This is a genomic window from Prauserella salsuginis (genome assembly GCF_024648885.1).
Lineage (GTDB): Bacteria > Actinomycetota > Actinomycetes > Mycobacteriales > Pseudonocardiaceae > Prauserella > Prauserella salsuginis.
In genome coordinates this window covers 170,654-186,511 of record NZ_JANBBF010000009.1, presented here as the reverse complement: position 1 = coordinate 186,511, position 15,858 = coordinate 170,654, and the positions used below count along the sequence as shown (strand labels likewise).

Genomic DNA, 15,858 nt, shown 5'->3' with positions numbered 1-15,858 from the left:
TGCCGAGCGCGCCAGGCCCGTCTCGGAAGCCCATCACCTACGTGACGATCGGCCCACGCCTGCGTGACGCACATCGCGGGAAGAAAATGCGAAAGCCCGGGACGGGGAGGACCACGTCCCGGGCTTTCACGTGTCGGTCTTCGTCAGAGGACTTCCGACAGGTCGTCGAGCAGCGCCGCCTTCGGCTTGGCGCCCGTGATCTGCTTCACCGGCTTGCCGCCCTGGAACAGGATCAGCGTCGGAATCGACATGACCTGGTAGTCGCGAGCGGTGTTCGGGTTCTCGTCGATGTCCAGCTTGGCGATCTGGATCTTGTCCTTGTGCTCGGAGGCGATCTCCTCGAGCACCGGGGCGATCATCTTGCACGGGCCGCACCAGGTGGCCCAGAAGTCGACGAGCACGGGCTTGTCGTTCGTGAGCACCTCGTCGGCGAAGCTGGAGTCGGTGACCTTGACGGTGTCGGTCATGGTGCCTCTTTCTGTGTCGTTGGGCCTGGTACCTGGTGAAATCGGATCGGTCAGTGGACGGCGCCGGCGGTCGCGTAGCCGCCGCCCACCATCTCGGAGGTCTCCGCCGCTTCGGCCACGTGGGCGTGCTCGGCGAGCCAGCGCTCGGCGTCGATGGCCGCGGTGCAGCCGCTGCCCGCGGCGGTGACGGCCTGCTGGTAGGTCTGGTCCACCAGGTCGCCTGCGGCGAACACGCCGTCGACGTTGGTGTACGAGCTGCGGCCCTTGGTGAGCACGTAGCCCGATTCGTCGACCTCGACCTGGTCGCGGAACAGCTCGTTGCGCGGGTCGTGGCCGATCGCGACGAAGAAACCCGTCACGTCCAGCGTGGACTCCTCGCCCGTCACCGTGTCCTTGACCTTCAGGCCGGCCACCGTGCCGTCCCCGAGTACCTCGGTGACCTGCGAGTTCAGCTGCCAGCGGATCTTGTCGTTCTGCTGGGCGCGCTCGAGCATGATCTTCGAAGCGCGGAACTCCTCGCGCCGGTGGACGATCGTGACGGTCTTGGCGAACTTCGTCAGGAACGTCGCCTCCTCCATCGCCGAGTCGCCGCCGCCGACCACGGCGATGTCGTGCTCGCGGAAGAAGAAGCCGTCGCAGGTCGCGCACGACGACACGCCGCGGCCCAGCAGTTCCTGCTCACCCGGAACGCCCAGGTAACGCGGCGCGGCGCCGGTCGCGAGGATGACGGAGCGAGCGGCGTAGCGCTTGCCGTTCGCGGTGACGTACTTGACGTCGCCGGTCAGTTCGAGCTGCTCGACGTCCTCGGCTCGCAGGTCCGCCCCGAAGGTCTTGGCCTGCTCGCGCATCTCCTCCATCAGGTCCGGGCCCTGGATGCCGGACCGGAAGCCCGGGTAGTTCTCGACCTCGGTCGTCGTCATGAGGGCACCGCCGAACTGGGAACCCTCGAACACCAGCGGCTCGAGCTGTGCGCGTGCCGCGTACACGGCCGCGGTGTACCCCGCGGGACCCGACCCGACGATGATCAGGTTCCGAACGTCCTCTGCAGCCACTGGTTTCCTCCGCTTCGATAACGCCTGACACCGGGTCCAACAGCATCGTAGGTGCGTCTGTTCCCGCCGTGGCCCACGCCCGCATGTGACGGGTCTTTCGCCGGCGTGCGCTCCCGCGATGTGGACGGGAAAGGTCCATTGCCGACCGTGCGCCCCCGGTATTACGCCGCTAGCGCGCCACGCTCGGCTCCTGACCGACGGTGCGCTTCGGCCGGCCGGCGCGGGCTTGGAGTGTGAGGTCCCAGGCCCACAGCAGGAGTGCGAGCCCGGCGACCGCGGCTCCGACGGCCGGGACGGCCGGGTAGGCGTGACCGGCCGCGAGTACGAGGCCACCGATCCAGGGACCGAGGGTGATGCCGACGTTGAACGCGGCGACGTTTCCCGAGACGGCGAGCGTGGGCGCGTCGGGGGGCGATGGTCATGAAGCGGGAGTTCAGCGCCGGGTTGGTGCCGAACCCGAGCACGCCGAGCGCGACCACGAGCACGACGGTCGTGCCCACGTGGTGCGCGGTGAGGGCGAGCAGCAGCGAGGCCATCAGCAGCCCGGTGAACCCGATGCCGAGGACGGCCCTGGGATGACGGTCGGCGGTCTTTCCCCCGATCGCGATACCGATGAGGGCACCGAATCCGTATCCGAACAGCACCGCAGGAACCCACGTCGAGTCGAGGCCGGTCGTCTCGATCAGCATGGCGGCCAGGTACGAGAAAGTGCCCAGCAGTGCGGTGGTGGCGACCGCCGTCATCGCGTAGGAGAGCCACAGCCGGGGCGGCCTGAGGCCGCGCAGCTCGTTGCGCAGGCTCGGCGGGTTCTCCGGCCGGAGGGGCGGAACCGCGGCGATGATCGCGGCCGCGCCGACGGACGAGAGGACCGCGACCGCCCAGAAGGCCCCGCGCCAGCCCAGGTGTTGCCCGATCCAGGTGCCTGCGGGCAGGCCGACCACGGTCGCGACCGTGAGTCCTCCCGCGACGATGCTCATTCGCCCTCCCGCGTCGGTCGGGCCCGACGAGAGCCATCGCGGTGCTGCCGCCGACGGCCCAGAAGCCCGCGTAGGCGAACGCGCCGACGAACCGCATCGCCAGCAGCAGCCCGTAGCTGTCGGTCAGGGCGCTCACGACGTGGCTGAGTACGAACGCGGCCAGGAACACGAGCAGTGCGGAACGTCGCGGCCAGCGCAGGGTCGGTACCGCCAGGGCCGGTGCGCCGACGAGCATGCCGAGTGCGAATGCGCTGATGAGCCAGCCGGCCGTGGGGATCGTCACGTCCAGGTCGGCCGCCATCTCCGGCAGGAGACCGGCGAGCATGAGTTCGCTGGTGCCTTGCGCGAAGATCCCGAATCCGATGCCCCAGATCGCGAGCGGCATCCCGCTCCGTTTCGCTGCCACGCCCACCCTTTTTGTATCGATCGATAGCAAATGCTGAGCCTAGCAGTTATGTATCGATCGATATAAAATTCGCGGTATGGCCTCCACCACGACGCGCGGACGTCCCCGCGGATTCGACCGGGACGCGGCCCTCGACCGGGCGCACGAACAGGCCGGCGGCGTCCTGGAGTGGACGCCGCCGGCCGTTCGCTGAATCTGCGCCGCCGGGCGTTGCTCGGCCGGGAATCCGGCCGAGGCGGCTCAGCCGCCTGCGCCGATGACCCGGTCGACCACCGGTGCCGAGCTGCAGTCCGCGCTCACTGCGACCACGCGGAACTGGGCGGACTCGCCCGTCGTGTAGATCGCCATGACGGCTTCCTCACCGTCGATGGTGACCGGCCGCACCCCGGCCGGCTCCTTGCTCGTGTCGGCTCCCGCCGCCTGGACACATTGGTCGAAGCGGCTCCTCGTCTCGAGCGGACCGAAGTCGCGTACCGCCTGGACGCTGCCGATCGCAGCGGCCAGGTCGCCGTTGTCCTTCGTCAACGCCAGCGGCCCGGAACCGTCCGAAGGAGCACCGGCATCGCTGTCGCCGGACTGCTCCGACGGTGCGGGCTGCGCCACTCCCGGCGTCTCGCTGCCTCCGCCGAGATTCGGCACGGCGATCGCGACAGCGGCCACGACCGCGGCGGCCACCGCGATGAAACCGGCAGCCATGCCCTGCTTCTTCCGCCTGCTGCGAGCACGGTCGAGACTGACGACGTTCGTTCCTGCGGCCTGCTGCTCACGCGTGCGTTGTTCGTCGGCGAGCGCCGCGTCGAGCCGCGAAGCCACGTGGGCGGGCATCGGCTCGACCGGTTCGCGGCTCAGGGAACCCAGGTCCGCCTGGGCCGCCTCCAGCGCCTCGATGACGGCTCGCGCCTCCGGGTCGGCGTTGACGCGAGGCCACAGCTCGGCCGCTTCGCTCTCGCTCAGCGCACCGGCGTGCAGGTCGGCGAGCACGTCGACAGACAACGCGGAACCGTCGGCGGTCCCGCCATTCCCCCTGAACTCGTCCGTCATCGTCGTCCCTCCCCGTGTTTGCTTTCGTAAGTTGGGACGCCGCCTTCCTCCGTCGGGTTCCGTAGATGACCGAGAAGTTTCGCCAGTTTGGAGCGACCTCGCGCACACCTGCTCTTAACCGTGCCGTCAGCGATACCCAACATCTCGGCCGTCTCCGACACCGAGTACCCCTCGACGTCGACGAGCACGATCGGGGCGCGCTGATCCTCCGGCAGCTGGTCGAGTGCCTCCTTGATGACCAGGGACGTCTCGCGTTCGGCCATCGAATCACGCGGCACTGCCGGTTCCTGGTGCCCCTCCTCGGGCAACGGCACGGTCGGTTTGGCCTGACGCCTGCGGATGCGGTCGAGGCACGCATTCACGACGATCCGGTGCAGCCACGTTGTGACCTGCGACTCGGCGCGGAAGTTCGACGCCGCGCGGAAAGCCGAGATGAATGCGTCCTGCAGCGCGTCGGCGGCCTCCTCCGGGTCGCGGACCGTGCGCAAGGCGACGGCCCACATGCGGTCTCGGTGTCTGCGTACGAGCTCGTTGAACGCGTGCGGATCGCCGGCGGCGTGCGCCTTGATCAGATCCGCATCGGTGGGCTCGGCGGTGGGCGCTGTCACCCGGAAGAGATTACTAAGGAGCGCTACGGCGTGAGCACGCCCTGCGTGGATCGTCCGGGTGACATCGCGTTGCCGGGAATGTCGTCGTCGGCCCGGGCGGGTCGGCGACGCCCGCTGCGCGGGGCGGTCACGCCGAGGGCAGGAACTTGACCTCGCCGAACTCCGAGTTGAGCTCGGGTTCCTCGCCTCCCAGGGTCTTGACCCAGACGATCACGTGCGTGCTGTCGACGGGCTGGTCGAGCGAGATCGTCGTGTTGATGTCGTCGAGCTTGCCCTGGCCGACGACCTCGGTCGCGTCGAGGGGTGCGTTCGGCGAGTCGCTGGTGCGGATCTCCACCTCGGTGCCGGGGCTGTCGGCGATGACCCGCACCTTCGACAGGTCGATCGACTCGTCGAAGGTCGCCAGCAGGCCGACGCCACGCTTCAGCGCGGGCAGCTGCTGCTTGTACAGGTCCGTGCGCCACACGGTGGCGGGGTCGCCGTCGGTGGCCTTCGGCGCGTCCGAGGGACTGTCGCCTTCACCCTCGGGGTTGTAGACGGTGATCTCCGACGGCTGCACCGGCCGGCCGGTCTGTGTCTGCTGGTTGCCGTTTCCGTTGTTCTGGCCGTTTCCGTTGTTCTGCCCGCCGTCCTGCTGCTGGGCAGGTGGGTCGGCGAGGTTGACGGGCGGGCCCGAGGTGTCGCCGTCGTCCTGGAAGAAGTTGATGGCCATCATGCCGAGCCACGCGAGCACGGCCACGGCGGCGCACACGAGTGCGGTGACACCGAGTGCGAGCTTGCGGCGACGCGCCTTGTCCTTGGTCGGCTTCTTCGTGGTCCACACGCTGCCGTCGGGCTCGGCCGGTTCGGCCTGCGCCTGCTTGGCGCGTTCGGCTGCCTCGGCGGCGTGGTCGAGCGCGCGCAGGATCGCCGCGCTGGTGCGGATGCCGCCGTGGTCGCCGTCCTCGATGGTGCGTACGGACAGTGCCGACAGCTCCGGCGGCACCCGCGGCTGCAGCGACTTGGCCGGCACGATCCTGCCGGTCGGCGACTTCGGTGCGGGCGGCAGCGCGGGCGGGCCGCCCGGCAGCGCCCACCGCCCGGTGAGCAGCAGATACAGCACCGAGCCGAGGGCCTTGACGTCGTCGCGCAGCGTGGCGTCGGGCAGCGGGCCTGGGAACGCCAGCCGCAGCCTGCCGTCCGGGGTGAGCCGGAGCCGCTGCGGGTGGTCGATCCCGAGCACGAGGCCGGACTGGTGTGCCTGGTCGACCGATTCGGCGAGGGCACGCACCATGCGGGCGGCCGCGCCGGGTTCGACGGGGCGTTCGGCGACAAGGTCGATCAGGTCGGTGCCCTTGGTCCATTCGGCCACGACGATGCCCAGCAGCCCCTCCGACGAGGAGATGCCGCTGCCGAGTGACAGCACGTCGAGCACCCGGGCCACCCCGGGGTGCTCGAACGTCGCGGCGTGCGCGGCGCGCTCGAGCGTGCGCCTGCCGAGCAGGGCGGCTTCCGGGTCGGCAGGGTCGCCGACGAGCATGGTCAGCGCGACGTCCCGGCGCAGCTGCCCGTCGCGCGCACGCCACAGGTGGGCGCCCGCGCGTTCGTCGATGCCGAACTGCGCGAGCAGGCGGTAGCGGCCGTCACCGACGACCCCGCCGGGCGCCAGCGCACCACGCTGCGCTCTCGTGCCCATCCGGCCTGACCCCCTAAATTCGGCTCTCGCTCCCTGCTGTCTCTAAGAGAGGGTACGTGAACACGCAGTGCAAGGGCGGTGTCTTCCGTTGTTAACCACGGCCCAGCAACCGGGTGACTCTCCTGGTCACCGGCGCGAGCTCATCCACCTTGAGTGCCATCAGTACCCCGAACGAGACACCCATTCCGACGATGCCCTGCAGGATCAGCGTCACCCAGGCGCCGCCGATGATCCCGAGGAAGTCCGGAACGAGCATGCCTGCCGCCGCCGCGGCGGCGGCACCGAGCACGCTGGCGACGACCGTGAACAGGATGACGCCAACCACTCGCTTGCTGCGCAGGTTGCCCAGTTTCACCCACAGCCAGACCTGTCCCAGGACCGCGCCGACGACGAACACGAGCGAGTTGACCATCATCACGCCCAGCACGACGTGGGTCGGTGAAAGCAGTGCCTGCGCCAGATACAGCAGCGGGATCTTCACCACCGTCATCACGACCATGATCAGCGTCGGCGTACGTGAGTCCTTCATGGCGTAGAACACGCGCATCTGCAACATCACGAGCGCGTACGGCAACAGGCCGAACGCCGACACCGCAAGCGCTTGCCCCAGCCGTTCGGCGTCTTCCACCGAGCCCTTGCCCAGCGCGAACAGGGCGACACCGATCGACGTGCCCGCAACGGCCATCACCGCGGACACGGGTAGCAGCATCAGGGTGGTCAGCCGCGACCCGTACGAGAGGTCGCCGACGAGCCTGCGGTGGTCGCCGTCGGCCGCTGCCCTGCTCATCTTCGGCATCAGCGCGGTCAGCAGCGACACGCCGATGACGCCGTAGGGCAGCTGGAACAGCAGCCACGCGTTCGAGTAGATCGACGCGCCACCGGCCGCGCCCGCCGTGAGCACGCGCGTGTTGATGACCATGCCGATCTGGCTGACGACGACGTACCCGAGGATCCACGCCGCGAGCCCGCCGAACTCCTTCAGCCGCTCGTCGAGGCCGAAGTTCCACTTGAACCGGAACCCCGCCCTGCGCAGCGCCGGAACGAGGAACAGCGCCTGCGCGGTCATGGCCGTCAGCACGCCGAGGCCCAGCACGAGCACCTGCGGGTCGGTCATGGTCGTCGGCACGATCGTCGGATCGCCCGGGACCAGCGCGAACGCGATGATCGTGACGATGATGACCAGGTTGTTGACCACCGGAGCCCACTGGGCAGGCCCGAAGATCTGCTTGGCGTTGAGTACCGCCGAGAGCACCGCGAACAGGCCGTAGAACAACAGGCCCGGCAGCAGCAGGTACGCGAACCACGTCGCCAACTGCGGATTCGCATCACCCGAGTCGTCCATCAGCAGCGACGTCAGCCACGGCGCGGCCGCGGTCGAGGCGATCGTGCCGATGCCGAGGATCGTGATCGCCATCGTGATCAGGCGCTGCGTGTACGACTCGCCGCCGTCCGGGTCGTCCTGCGACCGCACGAGCAGCGGCACGACGACACTGGTCAGCACGCCGCCGAGTAGCAGCTCGTTGATGATCAGCGGCATCGTGTTGGCGACCGTGAACGAGTCGTACAGCACGCCCAAGGTGGCCACCCACGCCAGCAGCACCTTCCACAGGAAACCCGTGATGCGGCTGGTCATGGTCGCGATGGCCATCCGCCCCGTGGCCTTGGCCAGTGACTGCTTCTTCGCAGCGGGCTGCGGCTCGGCCTCGGGTTCGGCGCGCTCGTCGACGCCGACCGCGGGAAGCCGTTCGCCGATCTCCGTGTGCCGGGGGCCGTCGAGGATCCGCGGCATCATCTGTGTCGCGAGCTCGTCGTACGGCCCCTGCACGTCCGGGTCTATCCCCGGCCAGCGCGCCGAGCGCGGCGGGATGTAGACCGTCGCGTCCGGTTCGGGCGGCAGCGGTGGCGGTGTCGGGCGGGCCTGCGGTCCGCGCGGCGGCTGTCCCTCCGGTGCAGGCATGGCGCGGGTGCGGTCCTGCGGTGGGCCGTCGTGGGAACCGCCGTGTGGTTGGCGTGGGGGTTCGCCGGGAACGCCCGCACCGTCGGGCCGGTCCGCAGGCGGACCGCCCTGCCACGGGCGCACCGGACCGCGCCGCGCGGCCTCGGGAGGCCTGCCACGGCGTGGCGGCTTGCGGCGCGGGTCGGGCGGCAGCTGCTCGTCAGGCGGCGGCCACCGGTCCGCAGCCGGTGGCGGCGGAGCCGGGGACCCTTGCGGCGGCCTGCCGGGGGGTGGCTCGGGCGGCCGGTCCTGCGGTGGACGGTCCTGCGGTGGGCTGTCCTGCGGTGGACGCTGATCCGCCGGCGGCGGAGCAGGGCGGGCGCGCCGCGTGCGGTCCGGCGGCGGTGCCTGCCTGCCCTGCGGCGGCCCGGATTGACCGGGAGGCGGGGCGCCGGGGCCCTGTGCGTTCGGGCCGCCGGGGTGGCCGCGACGCGGCGGCTCCTGGCCCGCCCGCGGATCGACGGGTGGCCTGCCGGGTGGCGGGCCCTGCGGCCGCTGCTGCGGCCCGGCTCCCTGCGGAGGAGGTGGCGCGCCGCGACGGGGAGGCCGTTCGGCATCCGGGGGTGGCGGCACACGCCGGTCGCCGGCCTCTGGGGCGCGGCGACCGTTCCGTTGTGGCTCGTGCGGCCCGGCGGGTGGCGCGGCGGGCGGACCCGGCGGCGGTGTCGCTCGGGAGCCCGGATCCGCACGCGGACGGCGGGGCTCGCGCGGGTCGCCGTCGGGGCGCTGCCCGGGGTGGTGTTCCCGGCGGTCGCGATCCCGGTTGAGGGGTTCGGGAGGCTCGGAGCCGCGGGGGTCATGGCCGCGAGGGTCTCGGCGGCGCGCGTCGGGGTCGACGGCGCGCGGATCCTGCGCAGGCGGCTCCGCGGAGTCACCCGGCCACTGCATGGCGTCATCCCCCTCGGATGCTGCTGGCCCCCCTGGCCTCGCCGGTCCTCCCGGCCTGCCCCCGGGTTCGGGTGGCCGGCCCGGCTGTCTGTCCAACGCGTGCCCCATCAACTCGGCGTCAAGCTCGGTTCAGGGTAATGCGCACGGCCGTAAAACTCAGGTCCCGTGGGGACCGTTTCGGATGGGCGTGCGTAGCGGTGCGTGACCGGTCACGGCTGCGCACGTGAGGCCGCCGCCGTTCGGCCTCGCTACGAGGTGGGTTCGCCGTCGCCCGTGTGCCTGATCCTGCGGATGATCCGCCTGCCCGACAGCAGCACGAGCGCCACGCCGGCCACGATCGTGATGACGAGCGTCACGGTCGAGAGTTCCGTGGAGCTGAGTTCGAGCTCGGCGGGCTCGCCGAGGTTCGCACCGCCGGGCGTGGTGAGCGACACGGTGATCTTGAACCGCCCCGACCGGAGGGTCTCGGCCGGCACCTGCGGGCTGAAGGTGCTGTTGGCCGACAGCGTCTGCACCGGGATGTGCGCAGGTCGCAGCCCCGCGATGTTCTCCAGCTGCAGCCGCACGCGGATCTGCACCGGCAGGTCGTTGCTCACACTCACGGGCAACGGGGCGGACTCGGACCCGCGCAGCACCGGCTGAGCCAGCGTCGCGACGGTGACGTGTCCGGTGAGGTCGTCGAGCTGGGCCTCGGCGCTGCGGGCCGCCGCCATCGCCGTCGCGGGACGGGCGCTCCACGCCGACGACGTCGCGCGGATGACGGCGTTGTGCAGGGGCCTCAGCAGCTCGGCCGGCGGAACCTGCCGCGCCGGGTCGACCCGCATCGCGCGGTTCAGCTCGGCGGTGGTGGCTTCGGTGCCCGACAGCGAGTTGAGCAGATCCGCGTCGAGCGCGGCTGCGGCGGAGCCGTCACCCGGTTCCCTGGCCGGCGCCGCGCCCTGCGGCGGAGTGGCCAGTACCTCGTCGAGCGGCGTCGGGGTCAGCATGTTCGCTTGCTGCAGCTGGGCGTAGGCGTCGAGGAAGGCGGTCAGCTCACCGGTCGTCGCGTTGATCCGCCGTGGCGGCGCGATCACCAACGGTCCGCCGGTCTGCTCGCCGAGTCCGCCACGCAGCGCCAGCGCCGCGATGCCGTTCTGGGTGGCGACCTCGGTGTCGTTCACCGCGGTCAGCCGATTGCCGCGTGCCTTGCGGCCGGTCAGTGCCGCCGACACGAGCGGGTCGTACGTCAGTGTCCTCGCCTGCCCGGCGGTCGACACGCGGCCGATGGCGTCGGCGCTCGTCGATGCCGCCGGCGGGACGAGGAACGTTCGCGCGCCCGCCGCGGTGGCCGCCGACATCGCGTCCTTGTCGAGCGCGTGCGCGGGCCACACCACACCCTGCCGCGGCTGCACCCCCGTGCGCTGCAGGATCGACGGTCCACCGCCGACGGCCATGCTCGTCAGGTCGGTCTCGGAGTCGACCTCGGCGAGCGTGCCCAGGTCCGCGTCGGCGTACGGCAACTGGATGACGCAGTGCGACGCCACGAGTGAGCGCAGCTTGTCCAGCCAGTTGCGTGCGTCCTGCGCGCCCTGGCCTTCGACGTGCCCGTCGGTGGTGCGCACGCGGTAGCCGTCGGTCATCGCCTCGACGGTGTCGAGCAGCTCCGGGTCGATCGCGAAGCACATCGACCCGAACAGGGCCGAGTTCTCCTGCTTGGCCAGCGCGGATTCGACCAGCGCGTCGAGCCGGCCGCCCGGTGCGAGCGCGGTGGCGAGGCCGTCGTCGGCGAGCATGATCGTGTCGTCGTGCGGCTGGGACACCACTCGCGGCCGGGTCGCCGTGATCGGCCACAGCAGCGTGGTCCGTGCGGGCGCGGCCTCGCTCGGCGGGTCGATCACCGGCATCAGCAGGTTCATCGAAGCGAGCCGTGCGGGTCCGCCGTAGGCGGGGGTGCCGTTGACGTTGACCAGCAGCGGGTATATGCCGGGAGTCGCCAGTGGAAGGTCGGCCGCAGGGACGTCGAACCGCACCGGTGCCGACTCCCCCGGCGCGAGCGCGTCGGTCAGCGTCACCCATTCCGTCGTCCCTGCGTCAGCGGGCGGCGGCTCGCTGACGGCCTGCTGGAACGCCGACGTCGTCGGGACCGTCTGGCCGACCTGCAGGCGCGCCACCACGTCGGAGATGTCGCGGTCGCCGGTGTTCGTGACCGTGCCCGTGACCTGCACGCGCGTCCGGTCCGCCTCCCCCGCGGTGAGGATGCGCGGGGAGAACGTGTCGATGTCGAGCTCGAGCAGGTCGGGAGCGCTGAGGCGTTGCTCAGGGCTCGGCTGGGCCTGTGCCGGCTGCAGGTGGGCGGCCCGGTCGGCGGCGCCGAGCGCCGTCGTCGCCGCTGCGGTCGCGGCGGGAGCGGACAGCCCCTGCGTGAGGAGGAAGGCCAACGCCAGCGCGAACGCGCTGAACCTCTTCACTGCTCGCCGCCTCCGTGCCTGTCCGTGCCTGCCCGCGTGCTTGCCGGCGTGCGTGTCCGCTACCCGAACAACTCTCGCGCCTTGCGCACGAGCTTGCGCTCATCGGTGTAGGCGAGCCGTGAATCCAGTTCGTCGAGCGGGACCCAGGCCACTTCGGTGACCTCCACGTCGTCGTCGGACAGCTCGCCGCCGTGTGCCTCGAGGAGGAAATGATGCACCGTCTTGTGAATCCGCCTGCGCTCGGCCACGAACCAGTAGTCGATCGAACCCAGTGGGCGGATCACCCGTGCGACGATGCCGGTCTCCTCCCGAACCTCGCGTACGGCCGTGTCCTCGACGGTCTCACCGTCCTCGATATGGCCTTTCGGCAGGGACCACAGTAGGCGGCCGTGCCGGTTCAGCCTGCCGATGAGCGCGGCGTGCGTGCGTGCAGGATCGACCACGAGACCACCGGCGGAGGTCTCGTCGACAGTCGTCATGCGCCGCCCTCGACGGCGCCGCGGCCGGCGCCGTGGTGTGGCATCACCGGAGCGACCGGCCGATCCAGGCATGCTGCGATGCTAGATCACATCGCGCCGCCGGTAGGCTGGCTTGCTGTGTCCGTGTTGAACCGAAACACCCGCCGGCCCGCGGGTGCCGCAGACGTCGCGGAGGTCGCGAAGGCGTGAACCAGGCCGCCGTGAACACCACCGAATCCCAGCTGCGAGCGATGAAGGACGCCCAGCGCAACGCCGTCGCGGAGTTGCTGCGCGTGTCCCCCGTCGCCGACGAGCTGGCTGCGCGGTTCGCCGACGCGGGCCACCGGCTGTACCTGGTCGGGGGGAGCGTCCGGGACGCACTGCTGGGCCGACTGTCGTCGGACCTCGACTTCACCACCGACGCGCGGCCGGAGGCGATCCAGCGGCTCGTGTCCGGCTGGGCCGACGCCGTGTGGGACACCGGCATCGAGTTCGGCACCGTCGGAGCGGCCAGGGGTGGCGTACAGCTGGAGATCACCACGTTCCGCGCCGACGTCTACGACCGCGTGAGCCGCAACCCCGAGGTGTCGTTCGGCGACACGATCGAGGGTGACCTGGTGCGCCGCGACTTCACGGCGAACGCGATGGCGATCGAACTGTCGACGAAGACGTTCGTCGACCCGCACGGCGGCATGACGGCGCTGGCGTCCGGCCTGCTCGACACGCCCGCGACGCCCGAGGAGTCGTTCGCCGACGACCCGTTGCGGATGCTGCGCGCGGCACGGTTCGTGGCGCAGTTGGACTTCACGCCTGCCGACCGGGTGGTCGCGGCGATGCGGGACATGGCCGGTGAGCTCGAGCGCATCACGGCCGAGCGGGTGCAGGCGGAGCTGTCGAAGCTGCTGCTCGGGAAGGCGCCGCGGCGCGGGCTCGAGCTGATGGTCGAGACGGGGCTGGCCGACGTCGTGCTGCCCGAGGTGCCCGGCATGCGCCTGGCGATGGACGAGCACCACCAGCACAAGGACGTCTACCAGCACTCGCTGACGGTGCTGGAGCAGGCGGTCGACCTGGAGACCTCCCACGAACCGGCGTCGGAGCCGGACCTGGTGCTGCGGATGGCCGCGCTGCTGCACGACATCGGCAAGCCGGACACGCGCAGGTTCGAGTCCGGTGGCGGGGTGAGCTTCCACCACCACGAGGTCGTGGGTGCCAAGATGGCGCGCAAGCGTTTGCGCGCATTGCGGTACTCCAAGGAGATCGTGCAGGACGTGTCGCAGCTCGTGTACCTGCACCTGCGGTTCCACGGCTACGGCAAGGGCGAGTGGACCGACGCGGCCGTGCGGCGCTACGTCAACGACGCGGGCCACCTGCTGACGCGCCTGCACAAGCTCGTGCGCGCCGACTGCACGACCCGCAACCGTCGGAAGGCCGCCGCGCTGCAGCGCACGTACGACGACCTCGAGGCCCGGATCGCGCGGATCGCCGAGGAGGAGGACCTCAAACGGGTGCGCCCCGACCTCGACGGCAACGAGATCATCCGCGTCCTCGGCGTGGAACCCGGACCGATCGTCGGCAAGGCGTGGAAGCACCTCAAGGAAGTGCGCCTCGATCGCGGCCCGCTCGACCACGACGAGGCCGTCGCCGAACTCCGCCGCTGGGCCACCGAGCAGGGCATCGACCCCGCCGACTAGCGGGAGGCCGATTCCCGGTCGGCAACCCTTCACCCGCCCGGCGGGTGCCCTTCGGGGCATCGCCGGGAGGGTGTGGGTGTGGGCCGTTCGTGACGGCTACACGCGCTCCAGCGCGCCGGACTCGACGTGGGCGCCGATGGGACGCGGCAACAGGTACCCGACCGCTCCGCCGGGCAGCGGCCCCCACGGGGCCGTCACGCCCGTCAGCACGTGCACCGGCCGCTTGACGACGAACGTCCGCAGGTCACCTTCGCGTTCGGTCGGCAGCGACGTCTCCGGGAACGGCGTCCGGTCCGGGTGCAGCAGGTTGCCCTGCTCGCCTCCGAACCGCCGTAGCCGCATCCCCGCGGGCAACGTGACCATGCGCTTGTTGCGGAAGAACGGCAACGGCGGTTCCCCGCGCAGCGGCTGGATCGGCCAATCGGTCGGGTGCTCCTGTTCGGCCGACGTGCCGCCGCCCATGCGCCCCGGCAGCAGCAACAACGATCCGAGCAGTGCCTCCGCGGCGTCGTGCACCCGCGGGAAGTAGCGCGGTTCGGTCGGGGCACCGTCGGCGTAGCGCGCGACCTCCCAGCCGTCGGCCGTGCGGTGCAGACACCACACGTCGTCGGCGGTCTCCCCGATCCGGTACGCCGATTCACCGATGCCGTACTCGGCGAGCCGCATCCGCAGCGCCGACAGCACCTCCGACGCGCGCAGCCGCCGCGGTTCCACGCCGCGCTGGACCTTGGTGAGGGTGCTCGGTTCGGCGACGTCCTCGGGTGCACGCGGTGGCCGGGGTTTGCCCAGCAGGTCGGCCTCGGCCGTCACGCGCACCGACCGGTTCGCGTACGGCACGTTGTACTGCTGCGCCCTGATCGCGTCGAGCAGGTCCGACTCCGGCGGCACACCGTATTTGCGCAGGTAGTGCGGCACAGCGGCCGGCCAGATCCAGGTGCCGTCCGTGTGGAACGCATCCGGCACGTCGTGCGGCGCGCCCTGCGGGGCGAACACGTCCCGTAGCCCGCCCTGCCTGGCCAGCACCACCGGCGCGCGGAACAGGTACCCGAGCACGCGCGGGATCTCCTCCTGCGGCAGCGGCGGCCGGTTGACGACCGGCTGCTCGCCCTCGCCGCCGCTGTCGAGCACCCGCGCGTGCCGGAACTCGACGTCGAGCGGCTTGCCCGCCTTGCCGGCGAGCCACGGCGGCGGCTCTTTGCGCGGGAAGTACTCCAGTTCGGCGTCGTAGGTGCGTGCGGTACGTCTGCCCGCGGGCGGTAGCTGCCACTGCGGCTCGGCCACCGTGTCGAAGTCGAAATCGAAGTTGCGCTGCGGGTCGAGTGCGTACGTGCCCTGGAACCAGGTGCCGTCCTCCGGTGTGTACATCGCCGACCGCAGCTGCGACATCAGCTGGCCGAGCTGCGGCGGAGCCGACAGCGACACCGCGGTGTCCTCTCCCGCGTCGGCCTTGACCTCGAGCTCCGAGTAGTCGCCCACCTGCCGGAACTGTGCCGCCACCCGCTGCCAGCCGGACGGCAGGAACCCCAGCAGCGTCCTCCCGATGGCCTTGAGCAGCGCCTGCACGTCACCCGTGCCCGGTTCGCTCCGCGGGGTGTGGGCGGCGGCGAAGTCGTGCCGCTCCTGCCACAGCGCGGTGATCGTGTCGGGGTCCTTCACCCTGGTGGTGAGGTCGACGAGGCCGAGATCGCGGGCACGCTGTTCGTCGGTGCCGGTCCAGCGGAGGATCAGCTCACCGTCGTCGGACGCGGGTTCGACGAGGTACGGCTCGTCGTCGTGGAGACAGTAGGTGTGGAGGGCGAACGTCGCGGGCGCCTCCTCCGCGGGGACGACCTTGCCGCGCGTGCCGTGGGCCTCGGTGTCGAACTCCTCGGGCGCGTCCTCGCCGGGCAACGGTGTCAGCAGCACACTGGAATCGGTCGTCGAACGTTGCGCGCGGAACATCTGCCCGTTCCACAGCGCGTACAACGCGTCCGGCCGCTCTGCCACTTCGACTCGGTGTCGCACGCGTTCCTCTCCCCCTCGCTTCGGTCCCCACCCGCGGTTCACGCGGGCTTCACTGTATCCACCCTCGCCGGACTCGCCCGCTCGGCCGCGGAGCGTGCCCCCTCCGACGCCCGGCCGCGCTCCAGCGGGTCGTGACCCGGCCCGGGAC

General features: G+C 71.1%; 11 protein-coding genes and 1 pseudogene. 1 reads left to right on the top strand and 11 read right to left on the bottom strand.

Features of this window, described 5'->3' with window-relative positions:
- Nucleotides 1-143: 143 nt before the first annotated feature.
- The 10 genes and pseudogenes from trxA to LY40_RS07595 all read right to left on the bottom strand — a co-directional run bounded on the left by trxA (nucleotide 144) and on the right by LY40_RS07595 (nucleotide 12,108).
- Nucleotides 144-509 carry a thioredoxin gene (trxA, locus tag LY40_RS07640; RefSeq protein ID WP_323985288.1) on the bottom strand — a complete coding sequence of 122 codons (366 nt, stop codon included), beginning with the start codon at nucleotides 507-509 and terminating at the stop codon, nucleotides 144-146.
- A gap of 8 nt (nucleotides 510-517) precedes the next feature.
- The gene (trxB, locus tag LY40_RS07635; protein WP_258936744.1) at nucleotides 518-1,519 is read right to left on the bottom strand and encodes a thioredoxin-disulfide reductase; all 1,002 of its coding nucleotides are present in this window, start codon (nucleotides 1,517-1,519) and stop codon (nucleotides 518-520) included.
- Between the two features lie 161 nt (nucleotides 1,520-1,680).
- Nucleotides 1,681-2,496: an MFS transporter gene (locus tag LY40_RS07630; RefSeq protein WP_258936362.1), complete on the bottom strand. Its 816-nt coding sequence runs from the start codon at nucleotides 2,494-2,496 to the stop codon at nucleotides 1,681-1,683.
- Nucleotides 2,497-2,581: 85 nt separating this feature from the next.
- Nucleotides 2,582-2,797, bottom strand: a pseudogene (locus LY40_RS07625) (MFS transporter); the annotation flags it as partial.
- Between the two features lie 345 nt (nucleotides 2,798-3,142).
- Nucleotides 3,143-3,943, bottom strand: a complete 801-nt coding sequence (locus tag LY40_RS07620) for an RsmA family anti-sigma factor (protein ID WP_258936361.1) — start codon at nucleotides 3,941-3,943, stop codon at nucleotides 3,143-3,145.
- Nucleotides 3,940-4,551: an RNA polymerase sigma factor SigM gene (sigM, locus tag LY40_RS07615; RefSeq protein WP_183647489.1), complete on the bottom strand. Its 612-nt coding sequence runs from the start codon at nucleotides 4,549-4,551 to the stop codon at nucleotides 3,940-3,942. The genes LY40_RS07620 and sigM overlap by 4 nt, the downstream gene beginning before the upstream one ends.
- A 127-nt stretch (nucleotides 4,552-4,678) precedes the next feature.
- Nucleotides 4,679-6,226, bottom strand: coding sequence for a protein kinase family protein (locus LY40_RS07610; protein WP_183781031.1), 1,548 nt, complete (start codon nucleotides 6,224-6,226; stop codon nucleotides 4,679-4,681).
- Nucleotides 6,227-6,317: 91 nt separating this feature from the next.
- On the bottom strand, nucleotides 6,318-8,183 hold the full coding sequence (gene murJ / locus LY40_RS07605; RefSeq protein WP_183781034.1) for a murein biosynthesis integral membrane protein MurJ: 1,866 nt from the start codon (nucleotides 8,181-8,183) through the stop codon (nucleotides 6,318-6,320).
- A gap of 1,175 nt (nucleotides 8,184-9,358) precedes the next feature.
- The gene (locus LY40_RS07600) at nucleotides 9,359-11,557 is read right to left on the bottom strand and encodes a DUF6049 family protein (RefSeq protein WP_183781037.1); all 2,199 of its coding nucleotides are present in this window, start codon (nucleotides 11,555-11,557) and stop codon (nucleotides 9,359-9,361) included.
- 59 nt (nucleotides 11,558-11,616) lie between these two features.
- Nucleotides 11,617-12,108, bottom strand: a complete 492-nt coding sequence (locus tag LY40_RS07595) for an NUDIX hydrolase (protein WP_183781040.1) — start codon at nucleotides 12,106-12,108, stop codon at nucleotides 11,617-11,619.
- 158 nt (nucleotides 12,109-12,266) lie between these two features.
- Here LY40_RS07595 and LY40_RS07590 point away from each other — a divergent pair, with 158 nt between their 5' ends.
- The gene (locus tag LY40_RS07590; protein WP_258936743.1) at nucleotides 12,267-13,706 is read left to right on the top strand and encodes a CCA tRNA nucleotidyltransferase; all 1,440 of its coding nucleotides are present in this window, start codon (nucleotides 12,267-12,269) and stop codon (nucleotides 13,704-13,706) included.
- Between the two features lie 96 nt (nucleotides 13,707-13,802).
- Here LY40_RS07590 and LY40_RS07585 read toward each other — a convergent pair whose 3' ends face one another.
- A complete protein-coding gene (locus LY40_RS07585) occupies nucleotides 13,803-15,710 on the bottom strand; it encodes a TNT domain-containing protein (protein ID WP_258936360.1) in 1,908 nt (635 codons plus the stop codon).
- Nucleotides 15,711-15,858 lie beyond the last annotated feature (148 nt).